The organism is Paenibacillus sp. FSL K6-1558 (assembly GCF_038002565.1).
Classification (GTDB): domain Bacteria; phylum Bacillota; class Bacilli; order Paenibacillales; family Paenibacillaceae; genus Paenibacillus; species Paenibacillus polysaccharolyticus.
The window spans coordinates 504,021-520,883 of record NZ_JBBOCV010000001.1; the positions used below are offsets into that span (position 1 = coordinate 504,021).

14 protein-coding genes and 1 pseudogene are annotated in these 16,863 nt (G+C 44.1%); 13 read left to right on the forward strand and 2 right to left on the reverse strand.

The genetic code is table 11. The features are described 5' to 3' along the window. Positions 1-3: 3 nt before the first annotated feature. A complete protein-coding gene (locus tag MHI38_RS02000; protein ID WP_090916506.1) occupies positions 4-540 on the reverse strand; it encodes a GNAT family N-acetyltransferase in 537 nt (178 codons plus the stop codon). A gap of 814 nt (positions 541-1,354) precedes the next feature. On the opposite strand from MHI38_RS02000, the gene MHI38_RS02005 reads away from it, so the two are divergent. The 11 genes and pseudogenes from MHI38_RS02005 (at position 1,355) to MHI38_RS02055 (ending at position 12,480) form a co-directional block, all read left to right on the forward strand. Continuing rightward, entirely contained in the window at positions 1,355-2,731 is a 1,377-nt protein-coding gene (locus MHI38_RS02005; protein WP_154889010.1) for a cytochrome ubiquinol oxidase subunit I, read from the forward strand. Next, complete coding sequence (locus MHI38_RS02010) at positions 2,728-3,741, forward strand: cytochrome d ubiquinol oxidase subunit II (RefSeq protein WP_090916035.1); 1,014 nt, start codon at positions 2,728-2,730, stop codon at positions 3,739-3,741. The genes MHI38_RS02005 and MHI38_RS02010 overlap by 4 nt, the downstream gene beginning before the upstream one ends. A 97-nt stretch (positions 3,742-3,838) precedes the next feature. Beyond that, entirely contained in the window at positions 3,839-5,590 is a 1,752-nt protein-coding gene (gene cydD / locus MHI38_RS02015; protein ID WP_341181893.1) for a thiol reductant ABC exporter subunit CydD, read from the forward strand. Beyond that, positions 5,587-7,344 carry a thiol reductant ABC exporter subunit CydC gene (cydC, locus tag MHI38_RS02020; protein ID WP_154889006.1) on the forward strand — a complete coding sequence of 586 codons (1,758 nt, stop codon included), beginning with the start codon at positions 5,587-5,589 and terminating at the stop codon, positions 7,342-7,344. The genes cydD and cydC overlap by 4 nt, the downstream gene beginning before the upstream one ends. Before the next feature lie 194 nt (positions 7,345-7,538). After that, positions 7,539-8,345 carry a CPBP family intramembrane glutamic endopeptidase gene (locus tag MHI38_RS02025; protein ID WP_261769266.1) on the forward strand — a complete coding sequence of 269 codons (807 nt, stop codon included), beginning with the start codon at positions 7,539-7,541 and terminating at the stop codon, positions 8,343-8,345. 220 nt (positions 8,346-8,565) lie between these two features. After that, positions 8,566-8,744: pseudogene (locus tag MHI38_RS02030) on the forward strand (MerR family transcriptional regulator); the annotation flags it as partial. A gap of 114 nt (positions 8,745-8,858) precedes the next feature. Beyond that, positions 8,859-9,503, forward strand: coding sequence for a hypothetical protein (locus MHI38_RS02035; protein ID WP_154889004.1), 645 nt, complete (start codon positions 8,859-8,861; stop codon positions 9,501-9,503). A 164-nt stretch (positions 9,504-9,667) separates the two neighbouring features. After that, a complete protein-coding gene (locus tag MHI38_RS02040) occupies positions 9,668-10,459 on the forward strand; it encodes a MerR family transcriptional regulator (RefSeq protein WP_154889002.1) in 792 nt (263 codons plus the stop codon). Beyond that, positions 10,446-10,925 (forward strand): hypothetical protein, encoded by a 480-nt coding sequence (locus tag MHI38_RS02045; protein ID WP_154889000.1) that lies wholly within the window; start codon positions 10,446-10,448, stop codon positions 10,923-10,925. Before MHI38_RS02040 ends, MHI38_RS02045 begins: the two co-directional genes overlap by 14 nt. A gap of 86 nt (positions 10,926-11,011) precedes the next feature. After that, positions 11,012-11,749 carry a GAP family protein gene (locus MHI38_RS02050; RefSeq protein WP_253494617.1) on the forward strand — a complete coding sequence of 246 codons (738 nt, stop codon included), beginning with the start codon at positions 11,012-11,014 and terminating at the stop codon, positions 11,747-11,749. A gap of 134 nt (positions 11,750-11,883) precedes the next feature. Beyond that, on the forward strand, positions 11,884-12,480 hold the full coding sequence (locus tag MHI38_RS02055) for a hypothetical protein (protein ID WP_154888996.1): 597 nt from the start codon (positions 11,884-11,886) through the stop codon (positions 12,478-12,480). 506 nt (positions 12,481-12,986) lie between these two features. Here MHI38_RS02055 and arfA read toward each other — a convergent pair. Further along, positions 12,987-14,495, reverse strand: coding sequence for an arabinosylfuranosidase ArfA (gene arfA, locus MHI38_RS02060; RefSeq protein ID WP_154888994.1), 1,509 nt, complete (start codon positions 14,493-14,495; stop codon positions 12,987-12,989). Positions 14,496-14,803: 308 nt separating this feature from the next. On the opposite strand from arfA, the gene MHI38_RS02065 reads away from it, so the two are divergent. After that, on the forward strand, positions 14,804-15,742 hold the full coding sequence (locus MHI38_RS02065; RefSeq protein ID WP_154888991.1) for an ArsR/SmtB family transcription factor: 939 nt from the start codon (positions 14,804-14,806) through the stop codon (positions 15,740-15,742). Positions 15,743-15,978: 236 nt separating this feature from the next. Beyond that, positions 15,979-16,827 carry a BglG family transcription antiterminator LicT gene (gene licT, locus MHI38_RS02070; protein ID WP_154888989.1) on the forward strand — a complete coding sequence of 283 codons (849 nt, stop codon included), beginning with the start codon at positions 15,979-15,981 and terminating at the stop codon, positions 16,825-16,827. Positions 16,828-16,863: the final 36 nt, after the last annotated feature.

The window sequence follows — 16,863 nt, forward strand, 5'->3', positions numbered from 1 at the left end:
GCTTTAAAACAGGTTCTTGAAATATACCAGATGATCCGTCCATTCCTCATGTTCATAGATAAAACCTTTGCGAATACATTCAAACTCCAAACCGACACTTTCAGCCAGCTTGATGGAGGGCAGGTTATCCAGGTTGATATGTGCTTCCAAACGGTGGAATTTTAAAGACTCGGCTGCAATACGGAGGACCTGACGTACCGCTTCTTTGCCGTATCCTTTTTTCCAGTGCTGATTGTGAATCGTGTACCCAAAGCTCGCCCACTGAAAAGGTTCTCTCGCCAAGGTGGCAATATCAATCATGCCCAAGTGAGTGCCATCTTCTTTGCGGAAAACTCCAAAGACATATACTTTATCGTTAAACGCCAGTTCCTGATGTCTTGCTACCAGACGCTCGAACCATTCTAATGTACATTCGCTCATATCCATTTTTCCAGGATCGTGTCGATGCTGGGAGGGAGAACGGCTCTCGAATTCGTGAAGCCAGTTCTCGTAATCTTTATCTTGTAGTGGGCGGATCACGAGTCTTTCGGTTTCTGACATATAATCGAATTTATTTTTAATATTACTCAATAGAACATCTCCTTACACTATGCATCGTTATTAATCGTTATTAATCGTTATGAATTGCATGTCTCTCTGTCGGAGGACAGAAGTAACTCTAGTGTAACACAGATCATTTCTAATATTGGTTGGATAATCTCTCAAGGATTCAAACTCAATCAATGAGCAATCAGCTAATATCATTAACACGGCATATCACGGCTAAGCTAGATAATGCAATAGCCCTAAAGGGTGATTGTGCCTATTTTCACGAAGTTGTCAGAAAGAGTTGAGCCTTTCTTGAACGTTTAACAACGAAGACGTATCAGCGATTGAATTGCTTAAAATTAAGGATATAATAATTTTGATTAATAGGTTTAAGCCAATGATTAAGACGCTGTGTGATCAGAGGAAAATGGACATCCAACCTAGGATAACGTTTAATGTCGTTTGCAGGATTAAATGCACTGGACATGTGGCAACCTATCCTTGTATTTTGGTTTGTGATTTTTTTCTCATAAGTTATTGGAATCGTTTGCCTATAACCAACTTGCGATTCGCTTGAAAGCTAACAACTAACTAATTTACACAAAAACGGAGAGGACAGAAAAAACCTGAAAAAGCGGAGCTAAAAGCTTTCTGAAAGAAAGCTAGCATCGGAAGCATACGCTTCGCCTTTATCACCGGATTTTCCCTTTAAAAAGGGAATCAAAAAAATCTGGGGATAACAGCGATTGTAAGGTTATTCTGTCATCGGAGTGGATGTGTAAAACAGAAGAAGCAATGAATGGAATTTGAGAGGAGGCAATACAAAATGGCAGTCGATACGGTGTTATGGAGCAGACTCGTAACGGGTCTGACACTTGGATTTCACGTTATTTTTGCAACACTTGGTGTGGGTATACCTTTGATGATTGCGATTGCTGAATTTATCGGTATTCGGAAGAAAGACCCCCACTACATACTTATGGCGAAAAGATGGTCACGAGGTTTTGTCATTTCGGTGGCTGTGGGGGTGGTGACAGGTACAGCGATATCGCTACAGCTGGCCCTGGTGTGGCCGAATTTTATGAAGCTGGCTGGTAATGTCATTGCATTGCCGCTATTTATGGAAGTGTTCGCCTTCTTTTTCGAAGCGATCTTCCTGGGCATTTACCTCTATACATGGGATCGATTCAAAAACCCGTATATCCACTGGCTACTTACAATTCCCGTTGTTGCCGGAGCAGGGATGTCCGCAGTTTTCATCACAACCGTGAACGGATTCATGAACCAACCGGAAGGATTTGTGATGCAGGCTGGTCAATTTACAGCGGTTAATCCCGTGCAAGCCATGCTGAATACAGCAACGTTCTCTAAAGTGTTCCATGTCTTAAGCTCGGCTTATCTGACAGGAGCGGCTTTGCTCGCCGGGATCGCGGCTCTTGCGATGTTGAAGAGAGGGGTATCTGCTTACCACAAGAAAGGCCTAAACCTGATGATGGCCGTAGTTCTGGTATTCAGTTTGCTGAACACACTTGCTGGAGATGTATCTGCAAAGTTTTTGGCTGAACACCAACCGGAGAAATTGGCAGCAGCAGAATGGCATTTTGAGACAGAGAGCGGCGCGGATTTGATCCTACTCGGCTGGCTGAATGCAGAACATGAGATTATAGGTGCTTTACATTTGCCCAAACTACTTAGTTTTCTGGCCTTTGGAGACTTCAATGCAGAAGTCACAGGGCTGAACGAATTTCCACCCGATGAACAACCGCCACTACTGGTGCATTATCTATTCGATTTAATGGCTGGCATCGGATTTGCTCTACTGGCCATCTCCAGCCTATATTTCCTGTTTGTGTTATGGAAGAAGCGTAATCCGCTGAACAAATGGCTGCTTGGCCTAGTTGCACTCAGCGCACCGCTTGCTTTCCTCGCTGTAGAGATGGGCTGGTTCTATGCCGAAATCGGGCGGCAGCCATGGATTATTCGTGGGTACATGCGTGTCGAAGAAGCCGCCACATCTTCTCCGAGTGTGCGAATTTTATTTTTTGTTTTCTTGCTTTTGTATATCGTGCTTGGTGTAATCTGCGTTCTCGTGTTGAAACGTTTGTTCAATAACAATCCTGCTGAGCTAGAAATGGAGAAATGGTTGCAGGCCAAGCCAAATAAAACGGCAACAGTTGCAGAGAAAGGAGAGCCATCCCCATGAGTTATGAGTTAATTGGTATTTCAGTGCTCTGGCTGTTCCTGTACGGATATCTGATCGTTGCTTCCATTGATTTCGGGGCTGGATTCTTTGCCTTTTATGCACGTCTAACGAAACAGGATCATCTGATTAACCGTTTGATCTCTCGTTATCTATCGCCCGTATGGGAGATTACGAATGTATTTTTTGTCTTTTTCTATATTGGTATCGTTGGATTTTTCCCAGATACGGCCTCTTATTATGGCGCAGCCTTGATCGTTCCCGGAAGTATCGCCGTTATACTTTTAGCAATCCGTGGCTCGTTCTATGCTTTTGAGAATTACGGTTCCAAAAACAACATCGTGTACCTGTTTCTATATGGGGCAACGGGTTTGTTGATTCCGGCATCTCTGTCCGTAGCCCTGACCTTGTCGGAAGGTGGTTTCATTCTGAAGCAGGGAGAGACGGTTTCACTGGATTACTGGGCGTTATTCACCAACCCGTTATCCTGGAGCATCGTTGGACTAGCGATTGTCTCTGTATTGTTTATCAGTGGAACTTTTCTAACCTTCTACGCCTCACGGGCTGAAGATCAAGGTGCCTTGAAGCTCATGCGGAATTATTCCTTATTTTGGAGCACACCTACGATTATTTTAGCGCTGACTGCATTTATATATTTGGGTCAGCACAATGAACGTCATTTTCAAAATATGATGGATCTCTGGTGGCTGCTCGCCTTATCCGTCGCTTTCTTCATGGTTGCCATGTGGCTGCTGTATAACGAACGCCGCTACGGACTTGCTTTTATTTGCATCATGCTACAGTTTTTCTGTGCGTTCTTTGCCTATGGCATCGGTCAGTATCCATACATCCTTGATCCGTACATCACGATTCAGAGCAGTGCTACCTCGCCAGCTATGGGTTTCGCATTGGTTGTCGTCTTTATCGGAGGATTATGTCTGCTCATTCCATCTCTGATTCTGGTGTTCAAACTGTTCCTGTTTGATGCGGATTATGTCAAAGGAAACAAATAAAAAGGAGGGTCGCCCTGTGAAAAGGCAAAGGAAAGAGCGAACCAAACAGCAAGGAAAACAGTCGGGTCGGCAAAAATCGATTCTGATTCAACAGCAGATGTCTTTACTTCGAAAAAGCAGACTTCTCCTTATGGCCTTTTCACTGGCCCTTGGTGCAGCGATCATAAGCCAGGCTGTATTCATGGCAGAATCTGTACAGCGTATTTTTGTAGAAAAGGCGTCCTTATCATCGATCATGCCACTTCTCGGGTTATTACTCACCGTTATGGCTCTACGTACGCTGTTAACATACGGCAACGGGAAAGTTGGTTTGCATATGGCTGCACGTGCCAAAACCAATATGCGTGCAAAGGTGTTACAAAATCTTACTCACGCTTCCATGTTCTCTGCATTGGAGGGACAGACAGGAGGCAAGGTCAGCGTTGCCCTGGACGCCGTCGATGAGGCGGACAGCTATTTCAGTCAATACATGCCACGTATGATGGAAGCTTCGATGATTCCGATTGTGATTCTGGTTGTTGCCTTCACACTACATGCCAACACAGGCTGGATTCTGTTGTGTACAGCACCGTTTATTCCATTGTTCATGATTCTTGTTGGCTTGCAGACCAAGAATAAATCTGAAGAAAAGTATGCACAGCTGGCGGAGTTTTCCGGCACGTTCCTCGATTCGCTTCAAGGTCTGGTGACATTGAAAATATTCGGACGGGTGAATCGTCAGCAACAAGAGATCGAACGCAGCAGTCTGGGTTATCGGGATAGCACGATGAGCATTTTGAAGATTGCTTTTACGAATACGTTTATGCTTGAAGCGATTGTCATGTTAAGTATCGGTATCGTTGCGTTAGAGCTTGCCATTCAGCTACTTGTGTATAAATCGATGACCTTTCATACCGCTTTTCTGTTGTTGTTGCTCGTTCCGGAGTTCTACAGTTTGTTAAAAAATACAGGTACCGCCTTTCACAGTGGTCGAACAAGCATGGGCGCTATTCGTAAGGTGGAGCAACTAATTGCGGAAAGCGAACAACGAAATGAGACTTCACAGCCTAAGGAAGATGAGAAAAAGTCGTCACATCAGCAAAGGCCGTCGTCAGCGAAGTCAGATATGCCTTCATTCATTGAATTAAAAAATGTCCGGTTTCACTATGTCCCAGGTTCGTTTGCACTTGAAACGGGATATGTATCGATAAAACCAGGAGAAAAGCTCGCCATTGTTGGTCCAAGCGGCTCAGGTAAAACAACCTTATTAAGCCTGATCTCCGGTTTGTTACATCCAACCTCGGGAGAAGTTTGTATTAACGGAAAACCGCTTGTACAAATAAACGAGGCCGACTGGTTTGAACAGATCAGTTATATTACACAGCATCCCTATATTTTTGCAGGCACATTAGCTGAAAATATAGCTATAGGTTCAGGAAGCGCTGAACCCCGTGCGGAGATAGAAAAAGCGGCTGAACAAGCTGGACTCATTTCACTAATTGCTCAACTGGATAAAGGATTGGATACCCCTGTTGGGGAAGGAGGACGTGGACTTTCTGGGGGAGAAAAACAAAGATTAGCTCTCGCTCGCGCTTTTCTGAAAAAGCCTGCCCTCATACTGTTTGATGAACCAACAGTTGGACTCGACCTGCGTACCGAACAGATTCTGCAACGTTCTATCGCAGCATTGTCACAACAGGCCACCATCATTACGGTTGCACACCGATTGTATACGATTCAGCAAGCGGACCAGATTTGGTTCATGTCGGATGGTGAACTTGCAGATTCGGGAACACATCAGGAGCTACTAGAACGAGTACCTGGATATGCCGAAATGGTGCAAATTCAGAGAACAGGAGGGATCGCATGAAAGAATTAGCTGTTCTGTCCAAGGCGATGCTGCAGGAACGTAAAGACATTTTGCTTTCTATCTTATGCGGATTCATTGCAGGCACAGCAGGTGTAGCCCTTTTCTCCGCAAGTGGGTACCTCATCTCGCAAACGGTATTTGCACCGCCACTGTACACCTTGATTGTTCTAACGTCGATGGTCAAGCTGCTTGGATTCGTGCGAGCGGCTAGCCGTTATGGGGAGAGACTTGCTTCTCACCGGGCAACCTTTTCTATCCTCAGCCGTTTACGAACCTCATTTTTTGCCAAGCTTATTCCGGTTACGCCTGGAATTATGAACAAAAACCGAAGCGGGGATCTGCTGGCACGAATCGTAGGTGATGTAGAGAGTTTACAACATTATTTTCTGCGTGTGGCTTATCCGCCTATTATGGTGGTGATGGTATTCTTGAGCACGGTCCTGTTTACAAGCGTTTTTTCATTCTGGATTGCGTGTTTACTCATCATTGGCATGTTGATTACAGCTTTTGTTGTTCCAAACCTCGTGCTGATCGGTCAGCGTAAAATCAACAAACGTGTGCGCGAGCACCGGGCAACGCTATCTACGGAGGTCACCGAAGTATTGTATGGTTTTCGTGATTTGAAAGTATATGGGCAATTGGCAGAGCGTGAGCGGCAGCTTCAGCAGGCTTCGGCCGAACTTGCAACGCAGCAACAAAGAGCCGCTACACAATTGGTGCTGGGACAATCCATGCATATTTTTGTCACTTATCTGGTCACATGGGGTGTGCTAGTAATCAGTGCTTTTCTCATTGCAGACGGAGTCTTTGCCGGTGTGTATCTTGCGATGTTGATTCTGGCAACCCAAACGATGTTTGAAGAATCCGCAGCAATGGCCGTGTTACCAGCGTATAAGTTGGACAGTGAGCATGCTGCGAAACGTTTGGCTGAGACTGTGCCTGAACCGCAGACCAATGGCCATGTTAATCAGGCTCATTTGTCTAAAACCCATTTATCTCTGGAAGTCTATTCAGAAGCGGAAGCGGCAACCATCGAACTGTCTCATGTTTCTTTTCAATATGAAGGGGAATGGAGATCTGCGCTAGATGACGTATCGCTCTACCTTGCACCTGGATCCAAAACGGCGATTGTCGGGCCAAGCGGCTCTGGAAAATCTACGATTTTGGATTTACTTCTCAAGCTACGGACACCTGGTGCTGGCAAAATAAAATTCAATGACATCTCGGTGAATGAGTTGAATGAAAAATGCATATGGCAAAATACCCATGTTGTGTTGCAACAGAGCCACTTTTTCCGGGGAACGATTCGGGATAATTTACTACTCAGTGGCGAGTCTTACTCGGATGAATATGTGGAAGATATACTCCATCAAGTTCAACTTTCTAATACATCCTTGGACGACAACGTATACGAAAAAGGAGAAAACCTGTCCGATGGTGAGAAACAGCGGCTGGCTCTGGCCCGTGCCATGTTGCGCAAGGGCAGGTTATGGTTGCTGGACGAACCAACCTCTTCGCTGGACTATGTTACGGAAGCACGTGTGTTACAGAACTTGTTGACACAGGCGGCTGAAGACACGTTGCTACTAATCTGTCACCGTCTGACAGGGCTTGAACGGATGGATCAGATTGTGGTCATGGATCAAGGCCAGATTGTCGAAACAGGTTCCTTCGAGGAGTTGATGGAGCGTAAGGGTTATTTTTACGAAATGAAGAAGATTGAACTGCAGATGATTGGAGAGCAAGGAACTTAAGTCTATAAAGAAAAGCCGCACTTAAGCGGCTTTTTTGCGTTAGATTCGAAACTACCAAACGGCTAAATGGTTACTTTGCTCCAAACTATTGTAAATACAACGATCCATTACGAAGGATTGCTTGAAAGCAATATTCACGTCATACATATATACTAAAGGTAACTAGTCCAATCATGTGAGGAGGTTCGGTTGAAGTGAGGAAAATAATGCAGTTCCCGCTCGTATGGATGTTTACAGGTGTTATTCTCCTGGGCCTGTCCGGCTTCATGACCCAAAAGTTGTTCGTTGATTCGCAAGGCATACTGTCGATTATGCTGGCACTTGCAGGGGGGATCGTCTCCATTGCGGTCTACTGGTTTGTTATGAAATTCATGGCAGGGCGCAACGTACAGGAATTACAACTTCGTAGGGCAGGAACTGAGTTGGTATTAGGCTCGGGAGTTGGTCTTATCTTGATTGGGGTTTCTGTCGGGATCATCACGTTGCTTGGTGGATACAGCTTTACATGGTCAGCGACGAACGCGATTGGTTCTATTTTGGCTTTGGCGATTGGTGCGGCCATTGTGGAGGAATTGATCTTTCGCGGCCTATTCCTGCAAGCAATTGAAAAACGACTTGGAAGCTGGTTTGCTTTGGCAATAACTTCACTATTTTTCGGTTTGGCTCATCTGCCAAATCCCGGAGCAACACTTTGGAGTTCAGTTGCCATTGTCATCGAAGCAGGTATTTTGCTCGGAGCCGGGTTTCTGTGGCGACGTAATCTGTGGTTTGTCATGGGACTTCATTTTGCATGGAATGCACTGGAGGGAATGCTGGGAATACCGGTGTCGGGCATAGCGACACAAGGTTTTTTTGATGTACAGCTATCCGGGTCGCCTTGGTTGACAGGTGGAAGCTTTGGACTGGAGGCATCCATTGTACCGATCATCGTCAGTTTGCTGATCGCCATCCCCATGCTGATTAGCGCGTATCACAAAGGAAATATGAGATTCAAAAAATAGGCAAGCACACCGTACTTTTTTTCGGGATTTTTGCAAAATACGTACGCGAAGGGTGAACCGCTATATGGTTTTCCCTTCTTTGTGATGTTTCCGTACATTCATAATTTCAGACATACATAAAGGATTATAAGAAATTGAAAATTAATCTTGACCTTAGGTCAGACCTAAGGTTTATGCTAACTATAGATAAGAGAACAAAGGTGGAGTTTACATGAATGAAATAAAAGATGGAATTACGATTAGCGAGCTGGCTAAGCTCTTGCAAGTATCCGTGCACCAGATTCGTTATTTTGAAAAAAAGGAGTGCTAACCCCGGCATATACCGGTGAAAATCAATACCGAATGTATGGAATGGATGAGGTGTACCGTTTAGCTCATATTTTATTGCTGCGTAAGATGGGCTTTCGTTCAATTACCTAAAATTATACAAAAAGATCTGGTACTTCTGGTATAATAGTAATTTCTATTATCCGTTCTACAAGTAATCCATCATGAAAGGAATGAAGGCTGGGAGTGAGTAAGTGGGAAATTGTTTCTTATGTTGCTATATTTGTTTACACGCTTGTGATGTTGTTGAATGACCAATCGATTTTACTAGTGTTAGGTACAGTGCTGGTTGCTGGACTCATTATGTTTAGCATTTTTGTTTTATATCCTATGGTCTGGGAAACACGTATGGATCGGTTAGAGGCTTTTTTAAGAAGAAAACAAAATGCGCCCTATATTTATATTATTTATGCGACAGCCAACAGGTTGGATGAAGAAGTTGAGCTCACGATGGAAAAGCTGATGAGCAATACATCAGCCAGCAAGTCGACGAAGGCCAACTATCAGGCAGCATACGGTGCTTACCGGAAGGATCTGTTTACCGTGAGAAAAGCGGTACGCGAGATGCGTAAATCGGTTTATCGTACATACTATGAAACGTTTGTCCTGATCGAAGAAGGAGAGACTGAACGAGCCAGAGAGCATTTAGGTTCCATTAAAAGAGAGTGGATGCGATTTGCCCTTCTAGCCGAAATTGAGCGTAAGCTGGATCATTACAAGGAAGCAGAAGAGTTGGCTGCGCAAGCCGTACAAGCTAGTAAAGGAGTTCATCGATACGCGATGACGAAAGAATACGAAAGATATTACACCAAAGAACAGCATGTACAATAATAGAAATTGTTTTCAAGGAGAGAGGAAGTTCATATCACAGCGAGGACGATGTAAGCATCGTCTTTTTTTCGTTTTATTGAGCAATAGTCTTCTATCGAAATTATGGGGCTTTACCCTAACGCATGCGTTATGGTTTATAATGTTCTCAGGAAGGGGAGGTACGCATGATCCTGATTGGAGAATTAGCGAAAAAAACAAATATCAGCAAAAGAACACTTCATTATTATGAACAGATCGAATTGTTACAACCGACACTTATTACGGAAAACGGGTATCGATACTATGATGAGAGTGCTATTCTTCGCCTGCAAAAAATTCTTCTGTTGAAGTCCATCGGCTATACATTAGAACAGATTAAAGAATTGTTTCAGAACCAAGAAAATAAGGGAGACCATGAAAATTGGGTGGCCTCTTTAAACGAACAAATAGAGCTAATTGAACAGAAAAAAGAAGAATTAAGCCGAAAGCAATATTATCTCAGATCAACCCTTCATACGTTAAAATTTGGAGGAATGAGCAATCTCGAAAGTTTATTGCAAATTATTTCCCAAATGGAAGATCGGCCGCTCTCTGAAGGGATAATTCGTCCCGAATACAGCGATGATTTACAGTTAACATCAAGAGAAACGGATATACTGAATCATCTGCCTATACTCGGGAGTAACGATCCGCGAATGGAGGGACTTTTAACTATTTTCCAACGTGTACGATCCTTGATGCCCTCATCTCCCCATTCTGAAAAGGTCCAAGTCGTTGCGAGGCAATTGTATGAAACAGCATTAGAGCTGTTTGATCATGATGAAAAACTACTCGACAAGTATTGGGAACTTATCAATCCAAGAGATGCGTCTGAGCCTGTAGTCATGGGCATGGATCATGAATTCATGTCCTATGTTGATGAGATGATCCGCTTTTTTCTAAAACAAAGAGAGGACATTGCTAATGAAGGAGATTAAACAAAACAAGACAAAAATTAAAAACATCTGGATTCTGTTATTGCTCTCCGGTCTGCTTATAATATTCTCAGCTTGTGGAATGACAGAAGATGTAGTGAATGATGAACTGGATCGTGAAAAGTCAAAACAAAATACAGCACATGAGTCGGATGGCATCGTCGTTGAGGTGCTTGTTGAAAGTGATGTTAATTCGGCATCTGATCTGGAAGTAGAGATCAATGCTCGAAAAAATCCGGAGAGTGTATATTGGGATACGATTGAAGTTCCGTACAAAGATAGATTTGTTATTCCAAAAGATACGTTTATTCCGCTGCTTTCAACTCACGTTAGGGCAAAAGCAGATGACAGTGCAAGCTGGATAAGCTGTTCCATTTGGTATGACGGGGAGTTAGTTGCATCTCATAAGTCGCGAGGGAGCGATGCGAAGGCTGTCTGTGAGAAGAAGTTCCAGCTGGGGCCAGGATAACTTCGTTCGTAGATGGAGGTCCTGTTCTATGTTCTACATTTTGTTCCAGCAAGTGGTTAAAATTATAACAGAGAGTGAGGAACATCATGACGTTAACAGCAATGTTATTTACCCTTGTACTGCTAGCACTAATAGATTCAACGAGTTTGGGCACTCTCTTAATTCCTGTCTGGTTACTGATGACACCTGGGCGTGTTCGAGTAGATCGGTTTTTGATCTATATATTCACAGTGTCCGGTTGTTACTTTGCAATTGGCCTCATCATCATGTTTGGAACAGATTCATTTCTGAAACAATATGCACCCCTAATGGAATCTCAGCCCTTCCTTTTAGGACAACTGGTGATAGGTATATTGTTAATGATTGTAAGCCAACTCATGGATACCAAAAAATCTCGGGCTCGTGCTGCGGAACGTGCAGGAAGTGGGGAAGGTACTATTTTAAAATGGAGGGCTCGTGTTACGGGAGAGACCGTTTCCAGCAGAAGTTCTATTAGTATACTTATTGGGCTTGCCCTGACCGCGGTCGTACTGGAACTTGGAACGATGTTGCCCTATCTAGCAGCCATAGGCGTATTAGTTAGTGAAGGACCTGCCTGGCCTATGTCGGGAATTCTGTTACTGGGATATTGCTTCGTTATGATATTACCTTCGCTCATTTTGCTGGCAGGGAGATTGCTCGCCTACCCTGTTTTGAAACAACCTCTAGCTAAAATGGATAGGTGGCTGGTGAACAATGCACAGAATGCTACTGCCTGGATTGTAGGTATCGTTGGTTTTTTGCTGACGGTTAATGCAGTTTATGATTTAGGCTGGTTTCAGTGAGACGATGTGGTATAAGCCGTGTTGACAGAACCCGTATCTTTTCTCTTTTCGGCACAAGCATGTGTTATTCGCACAGGCAAGTCGTCCACCCATCGCGTAGACTAGAGTAGATCAAGTCGAGTGAGGTGAATTCCATGGCTAAGACCAATGAAATACACGTGAAGGCAAAACGATTCAAGGATCGTCCGGTCTGCGTGACTCTTCATAATGGTGAGACGTACATCGGGTACATCTCTGGCGTGAGCAACGAGGGTGTAGAGCTTACCGGGGGCGGGAAATTTACACAAACTTCAACAACCACGGCAAAAAAAGCGCGGGCAGTACGGAGTCGTGATCGTCAAATGAAAAACAAACCAATCAAGTCAAACAAGTCCGTATCTTCTTCAAGCCGGAAAAAGGTTAATCGTTCCCGCAAATCCTCCGTGCAACCCCGGGTAACTTCACATAGATCCTCTCGTCAACGTCAGGCACAGGTATCATCCTTTATGCCGATGATGGGATCTTTATTAGGTGGACTGGGCGGGGCAGGATCATTTGGAGGCATGCTCGGAGGCGGCATGCGTTTGTTCGGCATGATTCAGCGTTTTGTGCCTGTTGTGAAAATGGGCTACGGCATGATTAAACAAATCCAGCCGTTTATGGGAGCTGTGCAAGGGTTGATGTCACCAGCAAGTCAGGCATCGCAGACCGAGGATGAAGCTGAAGCCGAAGCGGAAACCCAACGGGGGTAACTTGAGTACACAAGTGTAGTGTCGAGAACATGTTGATGTGCTAAGAAATAGTGGAGAAAAGATTAGTAAACACTCCTAAGTCGCTATTATAGCGGCTTTTTTTTATCATTTAAGTTGTTTCGGAATAGGATAAAGATTCAATGCGAGCTCCAATACTTACTCAATTTCTATAATTAAGAGGCGGAAACAACAGAGCATTAGAGATCTTATCGAGCAAAGCGCTAACGATCACCAGGAACCTTATTGGGCCGAATATCGAGCGTTCCAAATTCTAACGATCATGAGAGACCTTATTTTGTTGAAACACGAGATTGTACATTGAAAACAGCCGAATTGTCCAAAATAGCGTCTCCTGTGATCGTTAGAATTTAAGCTACATACTGGGGCCATTTAAGCACCTCAATATCCCATTACCACACGTCCGTCAGCAAAGGCAAAAGCTAATACTAATGCTAAAGCCCAGAGCGGGTATGCTCTGGGCTTTTTGATCTTATGCGATTTGTCGATTACGCTTGTTTTGTTTTCAAACGGATTACGTTCCAGGACGCTTTGTTCAGCACAGCTTGTACTTTACCTTGATCCACGGTTGTATGTCCGCCGTTGTGAGGCAACACGTTACGTGGATTTTCTTTGGTATTGCTTGCTTTCAGGTCATTGTTTTCCAGGACAATGTGTTCTACAAATGTTGTTTCCCCGAACGAACGAAGATCAACATTCAGTTCCATGGCCTCATCGAGATGTCTGTTCACCGCAAAGATGGTGATGGTGCCATTTTCTTCATCATGTACACTGATGGATTCGAGATAAGGTACATCCGTGAAGTCTTTTGAATCATATTTAGGTGAAGATGTGATGGACCGCAGCACCGTACCACGTCCGAAGTTGGAAGCGTGCAGGAACGGGAAGTACGTCGTTTGTAACCAGATTGCTCCGTTATTTTCAGTCATGATTGGTGCGATCGTGTTAATCAACTGCGCAAGGCAAGCCATTTTTACACGGTCAGCATGTTTAAGAATGGTGATCAGGTAACAGCCTACTGCCAGTGCATCTTCATGCGTGTACACATCTTCGAACTCAGGAGGTGCAATCTGCCAACGTTCTTCCATACGGCTTGTACCAATGGATTTCCACACATTCCATTCATCCAGAGAGAGCATCAATTTCTTTTTGCTACGTTTTTTCGCTTGTACAAAATCACAGATCGAAGCCACACTATCAATAAATTGATCCAGATCCAGTGAGGTTGCTAGGAAATCATACGTGTTGTCTTTGTTGTTATTGTAATACTGATGCAGAGACAAGTAGTCTACATTTTCATAGGTAAGATCAAGCACAGTTGCTTCCCAATCTGCAAATGTCTTCATGTCACGGCTGGAGCTACCACATGCAACGAGCTCGATCTCCGGATCAACCCATTTCATCGCTTTGGCTGTTTCATTGGCAATACGGCCATATTCATATGCGGTCATCGCACCAATCTGCCAAGGACCGTCCATTTCATTGCCGAGGCACCATGTTTTGAATTTATGTGGATCTTTATATCCGTGAGAGATACGCAGATCACTCCAGTATGTGCCCGAAGGGTGGTTGCAATATTCAACCAGATTTCTGGCTGCATCGATACCGCGAGTTCCCAAGTTAACAGCCATCATCACTTCCGTACCTGCCAGCTTAGCCCAATCTGCAAATTCGTTCGTACCTACCGCATTCGTTTCAATCGTCCACCAAGCCAGCTCTAGTCTACGTTTACGTTCAGCTACTGGACCCACGCCATCTTCCCAGTTGTAACCGGATACGAAGTTGCCGCCAGGATAACGAACGATGGGTACGTTAAGCGCTTTAATCGCTTCAATAGCATCCTGACGGAAGCCTTGTGCATCTGCGGTTGGATGACCTGGATCATATATGCCGCCATACACGGCACGTCCCAAATGTTCTATAAATGAACCGTAGACACGCGGGTCTACTTCAGCAATTTGAAAATCTTTATCGATCAGCATTTTGGATTTAAGCATAGTGAAAACCTCCATAAGATTGAATTTTATAGTGCATGTGAATGATTGTGTAATACATATCATCGTTTGTAATGTCATATGATGTCGCTAATCTATATTGAATTCGCCTGAAAGCAAAATCAATACATTGATTTGTTATCTAATATGTATCATAATGCGGATATACAGAGCAAGTTCATTTTACACAGTTCGCTAAATAGCGAATTCTATAATTTCAATACAAGATCAAATTAACCCATAGAACAGAAGCTTGAACACAAATGGGATACCAAATATATAAGCAAAAAATACAAAAGGAAGTGTATTCTATGATGCTTGGAACAGATGCATCCTCATTGCTTGTCTACGAGGCGCTGGCAAGTGAAGCCCGTTTAAATATTGTGAGGCTGTTGCTGCAAAATAGGGAGATGCATATCAATGCGCTCGCCCAAGAACTATATCTGAGCAAAGCCATCGTCAGTACACATGTTAGCAAACTGCAGAAAGCAGGCATCGTAGGCAGCCGAATGAAACGTGAAAATGGCGGAACCTATAAATATTGTTTTATCGTGCAGGAGTTCATGACCATTCAACTGTCGCCCCCCGAACCCGCTGAGGCTTCTTATCATGAAGTATCCATCCCCGTTGGACATTATACAGATTATGAAGCATGGCCGACCTGCGGGCTCGCAACGACCACTCAGATGATCGGACAATACGATACACCCGCCTGTTTCATGGACCCCGATCGGGTTAACGCGGCAATTCTTTGGATGGCACGAGGTTTTCTGGAATATAAGATTCCCAATTATCTGAATAATGATCAGCATCTTCGGGAGATAGAGATTTCACTTGAACTCAGTTCGGAAGCACCCAAAGTCAATGAAAACTGGCCATCCGATATCCGTTTTACGCTTAACGGCAATGATCTCGGTACATGGACAAGCCCTGGAGACTTCGGAGATCGGAAGGGCAAGCATACCCCACTATGGTGGAAACTGGATGTAAACCAGTATGGTGTGTTAAAAGTACTGCGCATTAACGAGGAAGGCACGTTTATGGATGGTCAACAAATTTCGGATGTCACGATCTCGGATCTGGATCTACGAGCAGCTACCTATTGGACATTTGGGTTAAAACCCGAAGAGAGCGCAGCAGGTCGAGGTGGGCTGACCCTATTTGGGAAAGGGTTTGGCAACTATGATCAGGACATTCTGATTCGGTATTATTATGAAAATGCTCTAGAAAACAACACTTCAGAAGAATAAAATGTGCAATTTGGTATCAACCTATATAAGAGCAGCGCATAATCCGACTTAAACGAAGCATATACCCATTCCAGCGTTATGGTATTGACAACGATTACATGGCTGGTATAGAATACAGCTAAATAAGGAGTGTCACTGATTCGATCAGGCACCACCACAGTCTGGATCTCACAAGTTTATTTTCTTGTGTACCTGGCCATGGTGGTGCTTTTTGCATATATGGGGGTGAAAACATCATGAGGTTCAAGAAATCGTTAAACAACAATATCGCCCTGGCGGAGGACGCCGAAGGCTGTGAAGTCATTGTCATTGGAACAGGTGTAGGCTTCAAAAAAGTAAAGGGACAGCCGATCGAGCACAGCCAGATTCAGAAAACGTTCCGGATCGGCTCGAATGATAAATATCAGCGAGTCGAGCAATTTCTTAGCGATATCCCTCTGCAAGTTATCGATATCACGGATCAGATTATAGAAGAAGGCAGGGAGATCATCGGGAAAAAGCTGAATGATTCTATCCTATTAACGCTTGCGGATCATATTCATTTTGCTCTGGATCGTTTCAGGAAAGGGGTGGACATGCAAAATCCGCTACACTGGGATATTCGCCATCTGTATCCTGCAGAATACCGCGCTGGTGAGTTGGCGGTACGCAAGATCAATGAAGCTTTTCTGGTCGCATTGCCTGTGGGTGAGGCCGGCTCCATTGCTCTTCATTTTGTGAATTCACAATTTGATTCGGGTAGCATGAATCAGACGATCAAGATTACACAGATGATCAATGACATTCTTGGGATCATGACCGATCATTTTGGAAGGGCACTGAATCAGGAGTCTGCTGACTTTTCCAGGTTTATTACCCATCTGAGATACTTCATCGTTCGGCAAATGAACCGGGAAGTGCTCTCATTCAAGGATCAGCAGTTTTTATATGACGTATTGTCGGAACGTTATCCAGACAGCTTCCAATGCGCACTCAAGATCAAGGAGACGATGGAAGAGCAACGCGGATTTGTAATTACTCCCGATGAGATGGTATACCTTATGATCCACATCGAAAGAGTAACATCCCGTACCGACACGGGTTGACCTCAAAACAGCTCTTAGAAGATATTCCATTACCAT

Bases quoted from the DNA above. Each gene is read 5' to 3' on its own strand.
- MHI38_RS02000 (WP_090916506.1), bottom strand. From the start codon at position 540: ATGTCAGAAACCGAAAGACTCGTGATCCGCCCACTACAAGATAAAGAT.
- MHI38_RS02005 (WP_154889010.1), top strand. From the start codon at position 1,355: ATGGCAGTCGATACGGTGTTATGGAGCAGACTCGTAACGGGTCTGACA.
- MHI38_RS02010 (WP_090916035.1), top strand. From the start codon at position 2,728: ATGAGTTATGAGTTAATTGGTATTTCAGTGCTCTGGCTGTTCCTGTAC.
- cydD (WP_341181893.1), top strand. From the start codon at position 3,839: ATGTCTTTACTTCGAAAAAGCAGACTTCTCCTTATGGCCTTTTCACTG.
- cydC (WP_154889006.1), top strand. From the start codon at position 5,587: ATGAAAGAATTAGCTGTTCTGTCCAAGGCGATGCTGCAGGAACGTAAA.
- MHI38_RS02040 (WP_154889002.1), top strand. From the start codon at position 9,668: ATGATCCTGATTGGAGAATTAGCGAAAAAAACAAATATCAGCAAAAGA.
- MHI38_RS02045 (WP_154889000.1), top strand. From the start codon at position 10,446: ATGAAGGAGATTAAACAAAACAAGACAAAAATTAAAAACATCTGGATT.
- MHI38_RS02050 (WP_253494617.1), top strand. From the start codon at position 11,012: ATGACGTTAACAGCAATGTTATTTACCCTTGTACTGCTAGCACTAATA.
- MHI38_RS02055 (WP_154888996.1), top strand. From the start codon at position 11,884: ATGGCTAAGACCAATGAAATACACGTGAAGGCAAAACGATTCAAGGAT.
- arfA (WP_154888994.1), bottom strand. From the start codon at position 14,495: ATGCTTAAATCCAAAATGCTGATCGATAAAGATTTTCAAATTGCTGAA.
- MHI38_RS02065 (WP_154888991.1), top strand. From the start codon at position 14,804: ATGATGCTTGGAACAGATGCATCCTCATTGCTTGTCTACGAGGCGCTG.
- licT (WP_154888989.1), top strand. From the start codon at position 15,979: ATGAGGTTCAAGAAATCGTTAAACAACAATATCGCCCTGGCGGAGGAC.